We start from the raw sequence: 16448 nt of genomic DNA, 5'->3' as shown, positions 1-16448 counted from the left end.
CCGCGGCCGGCGCGCGAGTCGGGGCGGGTGCCCGGCGGCGATCCCGTCGGCCGGGCGGCCAGGTCGCGGTGGTGACCGGGCGGCGGCTTCCCGGTCTGGTCCGCTCCGCCTGGCGGGTGCTCGAATTCCACCGGCACCACAGGTGTCAGGCCTGTTGCGTCGGCTGGTGCCCGGCGGTCGAGGTGGCGCGGGCCCGGATCCGGGCCTGGCGGCGGTACGGGTGGTGAGGGCCGGCGAGGTGGTGCAGGTGACCCGGGTGGCCGGCATCCAGTTTGCCAGTCGGCCGTTCCTGGCTCGGGTGATCCGGGTCCGCGACGACCTGGTCACCTACGACGGTTGGTGCTGGCTGGACGTGTACCAGCTCGACGGGCGGGGCGGCGGTAACACATCTGGTTCTCATGTCTCCGCGTCCGGCCTCGCTGCCCTGCCGTTGGTCGGTATGCGGCCTGCCGGCGGCCGTGCTCGGATCAACACCCGGGCGGCTCATGATCAATCAACAAGGAGGAAGAGGTAGTGCCAAGCGTGGTTGACGCGCCCCCTGAAGAGCTATACAAAAGTGGTATGGCCTTCACCCTGACGCTCAAGCCCGAAATCGAACAGCGGCTCCGTGAGCTGGCCGAGGCTGAGCATCGCTCGATGCACAAGACCGTCGAGCTGGCCATCCAGGAGTACCTCGACCGCCAGGCGCGCAACGAGTGGACCCGCCAGGCCGCTAGGCGGGTTCGTGAGCGGAACGCAGAGTTCTACGAGATGTTGGGGGACCGGTGACGCGAGCCTGGCCCGACGCCGAAGACCTGCTGCTCCTGCTCTCCAGTTGCACGGCCTCACGAACCGTGGTGCGGGACGGGGGGATCCTCGTCGCCGCTGCCGCCCGTCCTCACGCACGTCTGTTGGACGGCCGGGTCTACCCCGAGCTGTTGAACCAGGTAGCAGCCCTCCTGCACGGGATCATGGTCTGGCGTCCGCTCGACCTGTGGAACGCCAGCCTTGCCTGGACGGCGCTGGACGTCTGCCTGGAACGGGCCGACATGTTGTTGAACATGCCCGCCAAGGACCGGATGGCCCTCACCGATGCGTTGACCAGTGGCGAGGTCGACTCGGTTGAGGAACTGGCCATACGGCTGTCGCCGTACCTGGAGATGTCGGAGTGACCGACGGCGAGGGCCGGGTCCACGCGGACCCGGCCCTCGGCGGTGCTGCTGGTGTTCAGCGGGTCAGCGCTCGACCTCGCCGGTGATGAATCCCTCGACGGCGGCGTGCGCCTCGTGGTCGGCGTACTGCACCGGGGGGGACTTCATGAAGTAGGAGGAGGCCGAGAGGATCGGGCCACCGATCTTGCGGTCCAGGGCGATCTTCGCGGCCCGGACGGCGTCGATGATGACACCTGCCGAGTTCGGCGAGTCCCACACCTCCAGCTTCAGCTCCGCGTTGAGCGGGGTGTCACCGAAGGAGCGGCCCTCCAGGCGGATGTACGCCCACTTGCGGTCGTCGAGCCACGGCACGTGGTCCGACGGGCCGATGTGCACGTCGCTCTTGCTCATCTCGTGCGGGATCTGCGAGGTGACCGACTGGGTCTTCGAGATCTTCTTCGAGACCAGGCGGTTGCGCTCCAGCATGTTCATGAAGTCCATGTTGCCGCCGAAGTTGAGCTGGTACGTGCGCAGCAGCTCGACGCCGCGGTCCTCGAAGAGCTTCGCCAGGGCGCGGTGCACGATGGTGGCGCCGACCTGGCTCTTGATGTCGTCGCCGACGATCGGCAGGCCGGCGTCGGTGAACTTCTGCGCCCACTCCGGGTCGGAGGCGATGAAGACCGGCAGGGCGTTGACGAACGCGCAACCGGCGTCGATCGCGGCCTGGGCGTAGAACTTGTCGGCCTGCTCGGAGCCGACCGGCAGGTAGGAGACGACCACGTCGACCTGGGCGTCGCGCAGCGCCTGCGCCACGTCGACCGGCTCGGCGCCGGACTCCTGGACGATCTCCCGGTAGTACTGGCCCAGACCGTCGAAGGTCGGGCCGCGCTGCACGCTGACGCCGGTCGGCGGTACGTCGCAGAGCTTGATGGTGTTGTTCTCGCTGGCGATGATCGCCTCCGCGAGGTCCATGCCCACCTTCTTGGCGTCCACGTCGAACGCCGCCACGAACTCCACGTCCGAGACGTGGTAGTCGCCGAAGGTGACGTGCATGAGACCCGGAACGCGGTCGTTCGGGTCGGCGTCGCGGTAGTACTCCACGCCCTGGACCAGGGACGAGGCGCAGTTACCCACACCGACGATGGCGACGCGGACGGAGCCCATAGCGTCTGCCTCCTTCTTCTTCATCACGGCCGCTCTGTCCTGGACTCGCCAGGCGGGGGCGGGTTGGGATCATCTCGTCGAACACCGGCGGTCCCCGGGTCGGGGGCTGCCGGTGCGCGGCCGGAGCGCTCGTTGGCGATGAGCTCCTCCAGCCAGCGGACCTCACGCTCACAGGCATCCAGGCCGTGGCGTTGAAGTTCCAGGGTGTACGCGTCGAGCCGCTCGGCAGCCCGACCGAGCACGTCGCGAAGGCCTTCACGACGTTCCTCGATCTTGCGGCGGCGGCCCTCCAGGATGCGGAGCCGGGTCGCCTGGTCGGTGCGGGCGAAGAACGCGAAGTGCACGCCGAAGCCGGTGTCGTCGTACGTCTCGGGGCCGGCCTGCCCGATCAGCTCGGCGAAGCGTTCCTTGCCCTCCGCGGTGATCTCGTAGACCACCCGCCCGCGCCGGCTGGTCAGCGCGGGGACCTCGTCTGCCGTCGCGGGCGTCTCGGCGGCTTCGGTGATCCAACCCGCCGTCTGCAACCGGCGCAGCGTCGGGTAGAGCGAGCCGTAGCTGATCGCCGCCCGGATGGCGCCGAGCTTCGCGGTGAGCTCCTTGCGCAGCTCGTATCCGTGCATCGGGGCTTCCTGGAGGAGGCCGAGGATGGCGAGCTCGAGCACGCGCCTCCCCTTCCCACCCACACCCCTGGACGTTCACCGGTATCGGTGCCCGCCTCGATGTATCGGGCCGATACATCGGTACCGTAGCCCCTCGCGGTGGGTAGGGCAAACCCCGGATTTCGGCGTGTCACGCTCACGCATCGTTACCGTGGTCGCCTCGTCGGTCCGGACCGCGTACCCTTTGCCGCATGCGTGGGTCTCGCCAGGTGGTCGACTACTCGCTCCAGAAGCGGGCGGTGCTGCGTGAGCTCCTCGCCGGGCGGGTCGGCACGTACGACGTCTGTGACGCCTCGCCGTATCTGAAGAACGCCGCGCGTTTCCACGGCGAGTCCACCGAGGAGCGCTGCCCGATCTGCCGTAGTGAGAACCTCACGCACGTCCACTACATTTACGGCGACGAGCTCAAGCAGTCCGCCGGCCAGGCCCGCACCCGGGACGAGCTGCCCGCGCTGGCGATGACGTTGCGTGAGTTCCAGGTCTTCGTGGTGGAGGTGTGCCTCGGCTGTGACTGGAACCACCTCGTGGAGCAGTACCTGCTCGGGCGGGACGGGCTCGTCGACGACCCGGAGGGCGGTCCGGGGCAGGACGCGATGGGCGGTGCCGTGACCCCGGGGGCGGGCACCGGCTCGACCCCCCGGCGAAGGCGAGAGGCGCAACGGTGAAACTGGCTGACTCGGTCGGTCCCGGCATCGTGTACGAGCGGGACGGCTGGCAGCTCTTGTGCGTAATTGATCCGGTTAGTAGCGAAACAACCCGGTCGTACCGACCCGAGTCGGACGTGCTGACGGGTGTTTCAACTCACGGCAAACCGGTGGCGGCGTACCCGCGCCCCACCGCGACCGGCAGGGTGTGAGGAATGAACTCGTACGGCGATCCCAGTTCCCCGCATGGGCGGGCGCAGATCCCGGGTGCGGATGACGCGTACCGGCCGCCGGGGACCGGTTGGTCACCTGCGCAGGACGACGCGGCTCCGACCGGCCGGGCCTCGGCCTCGGCCACCCCTCGGGGGGCCGCCTCCAGCGGCCGGGCCTCGGTCGGCGGCTCCGCACCGGTCCGGGGGGCGGCCTCACCGCCGGCCCAGGGGCCACAGAGTTCCTACGGGGCGGCCCAGCCGCCCGGTGCCCGCGGCGCGGCGTCGCCGCCCGGCTCCTACGGCGGTGCCCAGTCCGGTTCCTACGGGGCGGCCCAGCCGCCGGCGTCCAGGGGTACGGGCAGCGCGTCGGTCGGCCGGGCCGGGCCGGGCCGGGCCTCGGTGCCGGTCTCCCCGGCAGGCGGCGGGTACCCGGGCGGTGCGACCCCTGGCCGCTCCGGTCGGGCCTCGGTGCCGGTCTCCCCGGCCCCCGGCTCCGGATCGGCCGGTCGTGCGAGTGTGGGTACCGCCGCGCCCGGTCGGGCCAGCGTCGGTGCCGGCTCCGGCCGGGCCAGCGTCGGTGCGGCGGCGGTGGGCGGGGCGGCCGTCGGCTCGGCCGGCCGGGCCTCGGTGGCCCGCGCGGCCGTCTCCCCGGTCTCCGGCGGACCCGGTGGTCCCGGCGGACCCGGTGGCCCAGGGGGGCCGGGTGGTCCCGGTCGCCGGGGTCGCAGCGGCGACCCGGACGCGGTGAAGCGGGCCAAGAAGCGCAAACGGATCAACATGCTGATCGCCAGCTTCGCGGTCTTCGTCATGCTGGCCGGGCTCGGCGTGGTCGGTTTCACCTACTACTCGACCACCGTGGTGCTGCCCGACGAGGTGCCGCTGCCGCTGAGCACCACCGTCTACGCCAGCGACAACAAGACGGTCGTGGCCAAGCTCGGCAACGAGAACCGCACGATCGTCACCATCAAGGACATCCCGGAGCACGTCCAGCACGCGGTGGCCGCCGCCGAGGACCGGAACTTCTACCGGCACTCCGGCGTCGACTACAAGGGCATCGCCCGGGCCGCCTGGAACAACCTCTCCAACGGCGACCGGCAGGGTGCCTCGACGATCACCCAGCAGTACGCCCGCAACGCGTTCGAGAGCCTCAAGGACGACACGTACGCCCGGAAGGTCAAGGAGGCGATCCTCGCCTCCAAGCTCAATGACCAGATGGACAAGCCCGAGATCATGCAGCACTACCTCAACGTGATCTACTTCGGGCGCGGCGCGTACGGCATCGAGGCCGCGGCCGGCACCTTCTTCAACAAGCGGGCCAAGGACCTGACCGTCGCCGAGGGCGCGGTCCTCGCCGCGATGATCAAGCAGCCGCAGGCCACCGCCACCCACAAGGGGTACGACCCGGCGGTCAACCTGCCCGACGCGCAGGGCCGGTGGACCTACGTCCTGGACGGCATGCAGGCCGAGGGCTGGATCGGCGCCCCCGGCAAGCCGGAACGCCCCACCGAGTACCCGAAGGTGGCCAAGCAGGCCAAGGACGGCAACGGCTTCGGCGTCAACACGCCCAAGGGCAACGTGGTCAACTACGTCCGGGCGGAGCTGGAGCAGTGGGGGGTGTGCAGCAACTCCGGCGCCGAGAACAAGCCGAACTGCGTCGACGAGTTGCGCGGCGGCGGGTACCGGATCCGAACCACCATCAACGCCAAGATGCAGAACGCCCTGGAGAAGGCCGCCCAGCCGGGCCGCAAGGGCTCGGTCCTCGCCGGCCAGCCGAAGAACCTGATGGCGGCGGTGGTCTCGATCGACCCGCGCAACGGCCGGGTGCTCGCCTACTACGGTGGTGACAGCGGGGCGGACTTCGACTACGCCGGCAAGAACACCAACCAGAACGGCGACCTGGTCGGTGGTCATCCGCCGGGCTCGTCGTTCAAGGTCTACACCCTGGCGGCGGCGATCGACGCCGGCATCTCGGTCAAGTCCCGCTGGGACGCCACCCCGTTCAAGCCGGAAGGCTTCAAGAACGAGGTGCAGAACGCCAACCGGGGGGCCGGCATCTGTGGCAAGAACTGCACCCTGGAGGTCTCCACCGTCCAGTCGTACAACGTGCCGTTCTTCCACCTGACCGAGAAGATCGGTCCGGCCAAGGTGGTCAACCTGGCCCGGCAGTCCGGCGTCAGCACCATGTGGACCACCGACCCGCCCAAGCCGTACGACCTGATGAAGAACAAGCCCGAGGACCTCGCCCCGAGCAAGTTCGACCGGGTCGTCGGGTACGGGCAGTACCCGGTCACCGTGCTCGACCACGCCAACGGTCTGGCCACGCTGGCCAACGGCGGCAAGTACAACAAGGCGCACTTCGTCCTGTCGGTGGAGCGGCAGAACAAGGACACCGGCAAGATGGAGAAGGTCGCCGGCACCGGGGAGAAGCTCGACCCGGAGCAGCGGGTCCGCAAGGACGTCGCCGACGAGGTGACCGCGGTGCTCAAGGAGATTACCGCCAAGAGCCAGAACGGCAAGCTGGACGACGGTCGGCAGGCCGCCGGCAAGACCGGCACCTGGGAACACGCCGGCTCGGCGGAGAACGCGCACGCCTGGATGGTCGGCTACACCCCGCAGTTGGCCACGGCGGTCTGGATCGGCAGCCGGGACCCGGAGAAGCCGAAGATCCTCGACAAGGACGGCAACAACATCGGCGGTGGCACGATCCCGTCGATGCTGTGGAAGAAGTACATGGACGAGGCACTGAAGGGCCAGGACAAGGAGTCGCTGCCGGACATCACCGGGATGGGCGACCAGGAGGCCGGCAACGGCGAGGCGCCCCCGCCGCCTCCGCCTCCGGCGCCGGAGCCGGAGGCCCCACCGACCGTTCCTGGTGGTCCGGGTGGCAACAACGGCGGCCCGGGCGGCCCCGGCTGTAACCCGCAGACCGATCCGTTGTGTCCGGGCTTCGGCGGTGGTGGCAACAACGGCCCGGGCGGGCCGGGGCAGGACGGCGGCGGGTTCAATCCAAGACCCGGCAACCAGAACGAAGACGAGGACTGAGCACCGGGTCCCGGGCTGACCCCGGGACCGAACAATCGATCGCCGTCGGCGGCCGGACTGTCATCGTCCGGCCGCCGACGGCATTAGGACGTCGGCACGGTAGGGCGAGCATCGGCCATCACATCGTAGATTTGCTTTGACGATGGGTGAGTGCTCTTCTAATCCGCTGCAAGCGAAATGCCGTTTAGATAATTCGCGCCATCAGTCTCATTGGGCTCGGCCATGGCGATTAAAATAGTACTGCAAAGCTGCTCATTGTAGTGGCGGATGCCCGATAATGGACCGCGTCTTTTGTGGCGGCAGGTAAATGGCAATAGGCGTATTGCATCAGAACTTTCCTAACTGCCTTCATTCAGATTGTGTTGCTGTGAGGTTTCCGGCCTGTCGTGCCTGTAACGCTCTGTGCTCGGATCCTACCTGGACTCAGATGAGAAATCTAGCCCTGTCTTTTGTGGAGTGTCCACGATTGAATGGTGGCGGACGGAATCGAGTCCTACAGTGCTCAAACACCCAATTGTGTGGAGGTCGACGATCTTGAGAAGCCGAAAGCCTGCAGATAGGCCGGTCTTTCGTCAGCTGCGTAGGGTGCGGCTGGGATTGGTGGCTGTCCTTACTGTGGTCGCGGCCACGCTTGCCGTTCCCGGCAGTGCCAGTGCAGATAGCGTGGGATGTGGCAGTCCTTGCGACAACAAAGACCCGCAGACGTACAATGCCGTCGTAGGTAGCGGTAGCGGTGGTTGTTACCAGGATGCACGGACGGTCGCCTCGGCGACCTATGTCGAGCTAAGGTACAGCCCGTGGTGCCGGACTGCTTGGGGGCGACAAACGGGCAGCATTGGCTGGCTGAGCGGCGTGTTGGTGCAGAGCTTCAATAGTTCTGGAACTACCCTCCGCGCCTCATATGATAGCCGAACTACTGGTGGTTCTTGGTCGAGAATGGCTAATGACAAAAACCTTCTCGCACGTGCGTGTTTTTATCAATACGATACTGAAAATGATTATTACAACGATCGCAAGCGCATCGTATACTGTACTTCGAAGTACTAACGGGAAGGGTGTGGCCCACAAATTGTGGGCCACACCCTGAAGGCTTGCTTGGTAAGAGTTGTGGCCACAATAGTCCTCTAGAGGTCACAAATTTGGTCAAGATAATACGCTTCGCTAGATCAAGTGTTTTTCTCGGGCTTATGTGATGATTTTCGACGGCGAGTGTCCAGGAGCATTACTGCAAAAAATGTTACTGAAACTACCCCTGTGGCTGATGCAACACGGGTGATCCGTTGACTATTGCAGGCTTGCTGTGCTCTTTCCCAGTAATCCCCGTCTGGCACATTTTGCCAAGCTGTCAAGTCCGTTGAAAAAGCATTGCCGCAGCTCTCTTTTTCGTGGCTGCCGGCACCGAAGATCCGGATAGGAATGATCAGTATTAGAGCAACGACAATAACTCCGAGAAGTGCCACCCAGGTCGGCTTGAGTCGAGATACCTGCCTCGGTCCCGTTGGACTATTCTGCGCCTTCATTCAGAGATGGTATAACACCGTGCTGGTGTCTATCTAGTCGGGCTGACGATGCGACCGATCGCCTGCGGAGGTGGCTGTAGGCAGTCACTTATCTAGAACTAGGTATATTTGTTCGGCCGACAGGATGATGCTTTACCTCTGCTCTACTGATAAAGGGCAATGGTTGCCGGGGAACGCAAAGGGATAAGATACTAATGGCTATAACCATTCATGCTCGGGCTCAATGGGGTCAATACGTCGACGAGGGGCGACGGGGGCATGCGTCAGCGGCACCCTTGCCCAGCAGTAACAACAGCTGGAATCCAATTGGTGGAGTATTCATTCACTATCGCGGCAACGCCCAGTTGAATGGTGACTATCCAAACGAAGAGGCTTGTCGGCGCGATATCGCCGACGTCTATGAAAATCACGTCGGCGGTGGTGAGTTTGAAGGGGATATTGGCTACAACTTTTTAATCTGTCCTCATGGCAATATTTACGAGGGGCGTGGGTATGAGCGAGGCGAGGCGAACGCTGGAAACGCTGGGCTAGTCGACGGGTTGGGACGCAATGCGGGATTCTACTCAATCTGTGCATTAATGCGTGCGAACCAGCATCCGACAGAGTCGATGCTCCGCGCCTATCGGGCGCTCATCGAGCATCTGCGCACGGCGGCACCTACGCGGACTGGTCTCCGGATCCTGCCACACTCGTTTGGGTACGAGACCGAATGCCCGGGAAACCTGACCATGTACGCCGTTGAAGGATCCACGATAGACCCGGCCGTACCTTGGTCGGGATTTGCAGATTACCAGATTTTCGCAGCGCAACGTTGGGTTAACGGCACCTACGCGAATGCCCCGGGTTACCTTCGATGCCCCGAGAACGGACGTACCGGTTGGTCCACCGTCCTATCTCTAACCCAGGCGCTTCAGCACGAACTCGGCATCTCTCCCACGGTCCAGAGCTTCGGGCCGGGTACCTATAACGCCGTCAAGAACCGCAACTTACTTCCCAGTCAAGAGTCTCGTTCCAACCTTATTCGGATCTACAACGGCGCGTTGTGGTGCAAGGGATACTGGGCCTCTACCAGTCACGCCCTATGGAGTGGCGAGTCGCAAACGGCGATCGAGCAGTTCTATACCGACACCGGGCTATCCTACACCAATTCGACAATGCGGCACGCGATGTGGCCGGACATCCTCAAGGCGCTTCTTCGGATGGACCAGTTCCGGCTGGTACCCGGCGGCGACATCAACATCCAGAAAATCCAACGGCGCCTGAACCTGCGATACGTGGCCGAGATCGATATCCCCGCGATGGGACTTGTGCCCTGTGACGGGATCTATTCTCGGGACGTACAGCAGGGTTTCATGATGGCTGTCCAGTACGAGATCGGGATCCCGCCGAGCTCGATCAACGGCTACTTCGGTCCTGGTACTCAAACTGGTCTGAGGGGGGTCGGCTCTGGTCCGCTCGCCGGCGACCTGCGCTATCTTTTCCGATCGGCATGCTACTTCAACTCCCCGACTATGCTACCTGGCAACCCCCAGACACCTCTGATGTATCGCCCCGAAGACATAGGCACGGACACTGTCACCAGCACCCACCTCGACTGGGTGCGAGCATTTCAGCGTTTTTCGCAGATCCCGGTTACCAGTACCAACGACTACACGACCTGGGCTCAGCTGCTCGTCTCCTGCGGGGACACCGAAAGGCCCGCAGCCGGCTGTGACTGCATTCGTGAGATCACCGCTACTCGGGCCGCTCAACTAAAGGCAGCCGGCTACCGAATTGTGGGCCGCTACCTCGATGAGCATCTTCCCCCAAGTGACCCCTATTACCTGGCTAAGGCGCTCAGGCCGCACGAGCCACAGGTGATTATCGACGCGGGCATGCGTTTCTATCCTATTTTTCAATACAACGGGACGGAGTTGATGAACTTTACCTTCGTCAAGGGTTACGACCAAGCGGTAGTAGCTCACCAGAAGGCTGTCGGATTCCGTATTCCAGCAGGGGCCTGCATCTACTTCGCGGTAGATTATGACGCATTAGACGTCGACATCGACAATAATATTAGGCCTTACTTCCAAGGGGTCAAGGCGGCATTCGCCGAGCTGGGTGGTCGGTACCTATTTGGGGTCTATGGATCGCGTAACGTTTGCTCCCGGATCACCCATGAGGTCGGTGCGCGATGGTCGTTTGTCTCCGGTATGTCCTGGGGGTTTTCTGGGAACCTCGGTTTTCCTCTTCCCGAGAATTGGTCGTTTAACCAGATTCGGGAGTACGAATTCCAGCCGGCATGGGGATTGGATCATAACGTCTGGCGAGAAAACTCCGACCCGGGTGTTTCCTTCCTCGTCAATGGTGAGTAGGAGAACTGCTATGGTTTCGAGGCGCAACCTGCTCGGCGCTGCGGCGGCAGGCGCTGGGTCGTTCGTGCTCGTACCTGGTGTCCCTGTGCGGGCCGAGGGATCCGAAAGTTGGAAGCGGAGCATCTCCGCCAACGGTTGGCGGATCGACCAGAAGGCCATCGGCCGCTTCCGGATCGAGGGTTCCCTGGCTACTGTGCCCCTGTGCCACGGGGCAGCCGCAGTGCTGTTACATGTCGCGAGGCGCTGGCACTACGAAATTGCGCCACTGGACACAGGTGAGGGGGGTGGTGTCCTTGGCCATCACATCAACCGGCGAGTCGGGGCGAACTTCGAGTCAAACTACCTTTCGGGCACAGCGATAGCCCTGCACCCGAGGGCCTACCCCCTCGGCGGGAGCGAGCGGCTTTGGCCGCACCACGAGCAGATCGTGCGGGACATTCTCGTTGACTGTGACGGCACGGTCGCCTGGGGAGGTGATCTTGACCCAGTGAAACCGTCGCACTTCCACCTGGTGGCCAGGGACGGAAGTAAGGCATTGATTCGAGTGTCGGAACGACTGGGAACCGGCGTACGGGTCGGTTCACGTCTGTGGGGCGCTGGCGCGGTGGCCGACCCTGCCTTGCCGAGTCGTCAGGAGAGGGCCCGACGCCTGGCCCGCCCCCGCTGATGGCACGGGGGCACGTTGGTGTGCGGCGTGCCCCCGTGCCCGGCCCGAAGTGGTTGGGGCTGCTGCGCTCCGGCGAGCGGAAGGTGACTCTTGGCGGATGAATCGCCCCGGTCGCTGTCGTTCGGCCCGAGGAGCTTCTGTCGCGGATGTCGATACGGCAGGATGACTGGACATGAGCACCGAGCCCACCGCCGACACCGACGCCGGGTCCACACGGACCGACCACCCGTCCCGCTCGGACGGTTTCGTCCGGGGCACCTCGGAGCTGATCGGCGGTCCGCTGGGTGATCACGCGACCTCACTGGACCGTCCGGCCACCGCTGAGCGCCGGTTCTGGACCGCCACCCGGATCGTGCTGGCCCTGGTCTGTCTGACGCTCGCCCTGCACTGGGTGCAGAAGTCGCCCTGCCACTCCGGGGCCTGGCAGAACAACGTGCAGTACACCCGGTTCTGCTACAGCGACGTGCTGGCGCTCTACTACGCCGAGGGGCTCAACGAGGGCAAGGTGCCCTACCGGGACCACCCGGTCGAGTATCCGGTGCTCACCGGGGCCTTCATGGGGGTGCTCGGGCTGCCCGTGTATCACCTCGGCAAGGACAATCCGGAAATCAACCAGGGGCAGTGGGCGTACAACGCGAACGCCCTGGTGCTGAGCGTGCTCGCGGTGGCCACGGTGGCGGTGATCCTCGCCCTGCGCCGCCGACGACCCTGGGACGCCGCCCTCTTCGCACTGGCCCCGGCACTGCTGCTGACCGCCACCGTCAACTGGGACCTGCTCGCCATCGGGGTGGCTGCCTTCGGGCTGTTCGCCTGGGCCCGTCGCCGGCCGGCGACCGCCGGTCTGCTGCTCGGTCTGGCCGGTGCGGCCAAGATGTGGCCGATCTTCATCCTCGGCCCGATCCTGGTGCTCGGGTTGCGCTCCGGTCGGGTCCGGGCCGCACTGACCGCGCTCGGCACCGGACTGGCCGCCCTGGTCGCGGTGAACCTGCCGGTGGCGTTGCTCTACCCGGAGGGCTGGAACCGGTTCTTCGAGCTGAACAGCACCCGGCCGATCGACTGGGGCACCCTCTGGTACATCGGCCGCTACCTCGACGGCCGGATCAACCTGGGCGACCCGGGGTCCCAGGGGCCGTTCGACTGGCTCAGCGCCAACGTGCACACCCTCAACTACCTGTCGTACGCCCTCTTCGGGCTGGCCTGCCTCGGGGTGGCCGTGCTGGCGGTCCGGGCGCCCGTGCGTCCCCGGCTGGCCCCGCTCGCCTTCCTCGTCGTCGCCGCCTTCCTGCTGACCAGCAAGGTCTGGTCGCAGCAGTTCGTGCTCTGGCTGCTGCCGCTGCTGGTGCTGGCCCGCCCCAAGTGGGGTGCCTTCCTGGCCTGGCAACTGGCCGAGGTCGGCTACTTCGTCGCCTTCTACGGCGAGCTGCTCGGCTCGGCCACCGGTACGCCGGTCTTCCCCGAAGGGGTGTTCGTGCTCGCCGCGGCACTGCGCTGGGGCACCGTCCTGCTGCTCTGCGTGCTGATCGTCCGGGAGGTGCTGCACCCGGAGCGGGACGCGGTCCGGGCGACCTACCCGGACGATCCCGACGGCGGGGTGCTCGACGGTGCCGAGGACGCGCCCTGGGTGGACCGGTGGCGACGCCGCCCGGCCGCCGTGGAAGCGCCGAAGGAGCCGGTACCGGCCTGAGCCGTGGCACCCGCCGTCACAGCCGGAAGATCACCACGTCGCCCCGGTCGTCGCGGGTGATGCCGAGCTGCTCGACCGGGTTGTCGACGGTCACCTCCCACGGGGTGCCGGCGAGCTGGTCGCGGACCACCACCACGTTGGCCACGCTGAGGGTGCGCAGGTAGTCGACGCTGGTCTGGTCCGGGAAGCTCAACGTGACCCGGCGGACGTCCTCCAACTGTGCCGGCGTGAAGCCGCTGCCGCCGTTGACCACGTCCTGGAACCGGGTGGTCGTCCAGAGCATCACCGGCTGGTCGTGGTTCTGGCTGCTCGGCAGCACCAGCAGCGGGCCCTCCACGCTGCGCATCGCCGCCGGCTGGGGCGGCGCCACCGGGTGCGGGGTGGCGTTCAGACCCTCCGCGATCACCAGCAGCAGCGGCAGCAGGGTCGCCAGCCGCAGCCAGGGCCCCGGCCAGGACGGGATCCGTTGGGCGGCGAGTTCCCGTACCCGGATGCAGAAGGCGGTCACCGCGCCGGCGGCGAGCAGGCCGAGCAGCAGCGTCGCCCAGAGCATCAGCCGGCCCGGGGTCCGGATCCCGTTCCAGCCGGGCAGGTACTCGAAGAGCGGCCCGTACGTCCAGGTGCCACCGAAGAACTCGGTGCCCATCGACAGGACCATGCTGACCAGCACCCCGGCGAGCAGCAGCAGCCGGTGCCGCAACCGCCACACCGAGAAGAAGAGCCCACCGGCGGCCAGCGCGTACAGCACGAAGCCGGGCAGCAGGGTCATCTCCGGCGGCCAGGGCAGCGCGGCTCGCGCACCCTCGTGCAGGCCACCCCAGACCCTGGACTCACCGGGCGCGGTGAAGAAGCCCGACAGCGGTGGCGAGTAGACCCCGATGTCACCGAGCGTCCGGGCGGCGTTCGGGTGCAGCTCGGCCACCTTGAAGTACGGGATGGCCAGCAGCACACCGACGGCGGCGAAGAGCGCCCCGCCGACCAGGTCGGCCACCAGCAGCCGGGCCCCGAACGGGCGCTTCACCGGCCGGACCAGGTAGCGCCGCAGGAACCAGGTGACGGTTGCGACCAGCACCGCGCCACCGAGGAAGTACGCGAACGGCAGCCCGATGCCGAAGCCGAGACTGAGCTGCCAGGCGGCGACCAGCCAACCCGCGTACGCCCAGCCCTCGTGCCGCCGTCGTGGCCGGTAGCCGTACCGCAGCGACCAGCCGTGCCCCCGGGCCAGCATGGCCAGGGCCAACGGGATGCCACCGTTGGAGAGCACGTGCAGGTGGCCGGCCTGGGCCAGCAGCCAGGGCGCGTAGGCGTAGCTGACGCCGGCCACCGCCGCGCCGATCCGGCCCGCGCCGAGCTGCCGGGCCAGCGCGTACGCCCCGATCGTGGCCAACGCGTGGGCCAACACGAAGATGATGTTGTAGCGGAGGACGGCCGCCTCCGGGCCGGTGCCGATCATGCCGGCCGGGGCGTAGCCGAGCAGGGTGTCGGAGAAGGCGAAACTCCACGACTCGGGGTAGAAGGCGTTGGCCTGCCACAGCTGCCCCGGGTTGGTCAGCAGGATGTGCCCGGACCAGGCCATCTGCCAGGCCTGCAGGCTGGGATCCCAGATGTCCTGCGGCAGCGTGTGCAGCGGGTAGCGCAACGCCGGCCAGGTCAACGCCACGGCGAGCACCAGTGCCCCGACCACGGCCAGCGTCCACTCGTGCACCAGGAACCGGCCGACCGCACGGGTGGCCCGACCCAGCCGGGTGGGCACCGGCTCACCGGCCGGGGAGAACGCCTCCCAGGGGTCCGGCTTCGCCGTCTCCGCGCCGTCGACCCGCACCGCTCCGCCGGCCTGTTGCCCGCCGCCGGCCTGCGGTCCGCTCGCGGTGCCGGGCCGTTTCGGGCCACCGCGCCATCGCCGCCACCAGGCGCGCGCCGGCTTCCCGTGCGTGCCCTTCACGTCGGTACGGCCCGGCTCGGCACTGCCGTCCGCCTCGGCGGGGTCGTCCTTCTTCGCGTTCTCGCTCTTCGCGGCGCTGGCGTCGGTTGCCGCGCTGTCGCCCTTGCCGGCGCTGGCGTCGGCCTCCGCGGTGCTGCTCTGTGCCGCAGAGGGCTTGACCGGCTCCTGTGCCGCCGTTTCCGCCGGCTGCTGTGCCGCCGCCGGCTCCACCGGCTGGTCTACCGCCGTTGCTTTCACCGGCTGCTGGGTTGCCGGCACCGCCGGCTTGTCGGCGGTCGACGTACCCTCGTCCGGCGTTTTCGGCCGGGTCGTGGCCGGTTGCTCGGACTCGCCCGTGGTGTCTGCGGTGGACCGGCTGCCGCCGCCGGTCGCGTCGGACTGCTCCGTGGTCATGCCGCCGAGGCTCCCGTACCCAGTTGATCTCTCAGGAAGGTGATGTCCGCGCGCTGGCCCTCGACGCCGCCGGGCGTCTCCACGATGACCGGTGCGTCGGCCGCCCGGACCAGGGCGACCACCAGCTCGGGGTCGATCGTGCCGCCGTCGAGGTTGTCGTGGCGGTCGCGGCCCGAGTCGAACGCGTCCCTGGAGTTGTTCGCGTGCACCAGGTCGATCCGCCCGGTGATCGCCTTGATCCGGTCGACCAGGCCGAGCAGCTCCTCGCCGCCGGCGTGCGCGTGGCAGGTGTCCAGACAGAAGCCGACCTCGTACTCGCCGACGACGTCCCAGAGCCGGGCCAGCGCGTCCAGCCGTCGGGCGCAGGCGTTGTCCCCACCGGCGGTGTTCTCGATCAGGACCGGCAGCTGGAAGCCACCGGAGTCCGCCGCGTACGCGAAGGTCTTACGCCAGTTGTCGAAGCCGACCGCGAGGTCGTCACCGGCGTTGACGTGCCCGCCGTGCACGATCAGCCCCTTGGCGCCGATGGCGGCGGCCGCGTTCGCGTGCGCCAGGAGCAGCTTGCGACTGGGGATCCGGATCCGGTTGTTGCGGGTGGCGACGTTGATGACGTACGGCGCGTGGACGTAGCGGTCCACGTCGGCGGACCGCAGCCGGTCGGCGTCCGGCCGGGGTTGCGGCGCCTTCCATCCCTGCGGGTCGGCGAGGAAGAACTGCACCGCCTCCGCGGCGCGGGCCGCCGCCTCGGCCAGCGGGTCGACCGAATCGACATGGGCTCCGATACGCATGCAGGCGAGCCTACGTCGCCACCCCGACACCGACCGACAGCGGCGGGCCGTCCACGACCGACGGCGCGTCACCCGCCGGGCGGGGCCTCGTTGCCCTGGATGGGGATCGATGCCCAACCGCTGGGTACGGCGGCCGGTCGACCGGTCGGTCCGTCGTCCGGCCGGGTACCGGCAGCTCTGCATCAGATCGGAAAATTACCGCATTTACCACTAGAAGCCATCAGAGGCGTTGTACGGTGGGATAACAAC

At 66.9% G+C, this 16448-nt stretch carries 13 protein-coding genes; 8 read left to right on the top strand and 5 right to left on the bottom strand.

Annotated elements, in window-relative coordinates; translation table 11 throughout:
- The first annotated feature begins 166 nt into the window (after positions 1-166).
- The 3 genes from GA0070617_RS30300 to GA0070617_RS00525 are packed head-to-tail and all read left to right on the top strand — an operon-like array spanning position 167 to position 1151.
- Complete coding sequence (locus GA0070617_RS30300) at positions 167-514, top strand: hypothetical protein (protein ID WP_175440395.1); 348 nt, start codon at positions 167-169, stop codon at positions 512-514.
- Between the two features lie 47 nt (positions 515-561).
- Positions 562-768: a ribbon-helix-helix protein, CopG family gene (locus GA0070617_RS00530; protein WP_091432422.1), complete on the top strand. Its 207-nt coding sequence runs from the start codon at positions 562-564 to the stop codon at positions 766-768.
- Complete coding sequence (locus tag GA0070617_RS00525) at positions 765-1151, top strand: hypothetical protein (RefSeq protein ID WP_091432419.1); 387 nt, start codon at positions 765-767, stop codon at positions 1149-1151. The genes GA0070617_RS00530 and GA0070617_RS00525 overlap by 4 nt, the downstream gene beginning before the upstream one ends.
- A gap of 63 nt (positions 1152-1214) precedes the next feature.
- Here GA0070617_RS00525 and GA0070617_RS00520 read toward each other — a convergent pair whose 3' ends face one another.
- Together GA0070617_RS00520 and GA0070617_RS00515 are read right to left on the bottom strand one after the other, a co-directional pair.
- A complete protein-coding gene (locus tag GA0070617_RS00520; RefSeq protein WP_091432416.1) occupies positions 1215-2294 on the bottom strand; it encodes an inositol-3-phosphate synthase in 1080 nt (359 codons plus the stop codon).
- A 23-nt stretch (positions 2295-2317) separates the two neighbouring features.
- Positions 2318-2956, bottom strand: a complete 639-nt coding sequence (locus tag GA0070617_RS00515) for a PadR family transcriptional regulator (RefSeq protein WP_091432413.1) — start codon at positions 2954-2956, stop codon at positions 2318-2320.
- A 188-nt stretch (positions 2957-3144) separates the two neighbouring features.
- Between GA0070617_RS00515 and GA0070617_RS00510 the strand changes: the two genes are divergently transcribed.
- The 3 genes from GA0070617_RS00510 to GA0070617_RS32285 all read left to right on the top strand — a co-directional run bounded on the left by GA0070617_RS00510 (position 3145) and on the right by GA0070617_RS32285 (position 7898).
- On the top strand, positions 3145-3618 hold the full coding sequence (locus GA0070617_RS00510) for a DUF5318 domain-containing protein (RefSeq protein ID WP_091432411.1): 474 nt from the start codon (positions 3145-3147) through the stop codon (positions 3616-3618).
- A gap of 194 nt (positions 3619-3812) precedes the next feature.
- A complete protein-coding gene (locus GA0070617_RS00505) occupies positions 3813-6851 on the top strand; it encodes a transglycosylase domain-containing protein (RefSeq protein ID WP_091432408.1) in 3039 nt (1012 codons plus the stop codon).
- Positions 6852-7253: 402 nt separating this feature from the next.
- Positions 7254-7898, top strand: a complete 645-nt coding sequence (locus GA0070617_RS32285) for a DUF2690 domain-containing protein (RefSeq protein WP_091432405.1) — start codon at positions 7254-7256, stop codon at positions 7896-7898.
- Positions 7899-8017: 119 nt separating this feature from the next.
- Here GA0070617_RS32285 and GA0070617_RS29515 read toward each other — a convergent pair whose 3' ends face one another.
- Positions 8018-8371, bottom strand: a complete 354-nt coding sequence (locus GA0070617_RS29515; protein ID WP_139135539.1) for a hypothetical protein — start codon at positions 8369-8371, stop codon at positions 8018-8020.
- A gap of 275 nt (positions 8372-8646) precedes the next feature.
- Here GA0070617_RS29515 and GA0070617_RS00495 point away from each other — a divergent pair, with 275 nt between their 5' ends.
- Entirely contained in the window at positions 8647-10725 is a 2079-nt protein-coding gene (locus GA0070617_RS00495; RefSeq protein ID WP_175440393.1) for a glycoside hydrolase domain-containing protein, read from the top strand.
- A gap of 839 nt (positions 10726-11564) precedes the next feature.
- Positions 11565-13076 (top strand): glycosyltransferase family 87 protein, encoded by a 1512-nt coding sequence (locus tag GA0070617_RS00490; protein ID WP_091432398.1) that lies wholly within the window; start codon positions 11565-11567, stop codon positions 13074-13076.
- Between the two features lie 16 nt (positions 13077-13092).
- Here GA0070617_RS00490 and GA0070617_RS00485 read toward each other — a convergent pair whose 3' ends face one another.
- Both GA0070617_RS00485 and GA0070617_RS00480 read right to left on the bottom strand, forming a co-directional pair.
- Positions 13093-15411: a hypothetical protein gene (locus tag GA0070617_RS00485; protein ID WP_229688273.1), complete on the bottom strand. Its 2319-nt coding sequence runs from the start codon at positions 15409-15411 to the stop codon at positions 13093-13095.
- Positions 15408-16199, bottom strand: a complete 792-nt coding sequence (locus GA0070617_RS00480; protein ID WP_091432393.1) for a deoxyribonuclease IV — start codon at positions 16197-16199, stop codon at positions 15408-15410. Before GA0070617_RS00480 ends, GA0070617_RS00485 begins: the two co-directional genes overlap by 4 nt.
- Between the last annotated feature and the right edge of the window lie 249 nt (positions 16200-16448).

The sequence above is a fragment of the Micromonospora yangpuensis genome (assembly GCF_900091615.1).
Classification (GTDB): Bacteria; Actinomycetota; Actinomycetes; order Mycobacteriales; family Micromonosporaceae; genus Micromonospora; species Micromonospora yangpuensis.
The sequence above is the reverse complement of the archived record's forward strand: the minus strand, read 5'-3'. Positions and strand labels throughout refer to the sequence as shown.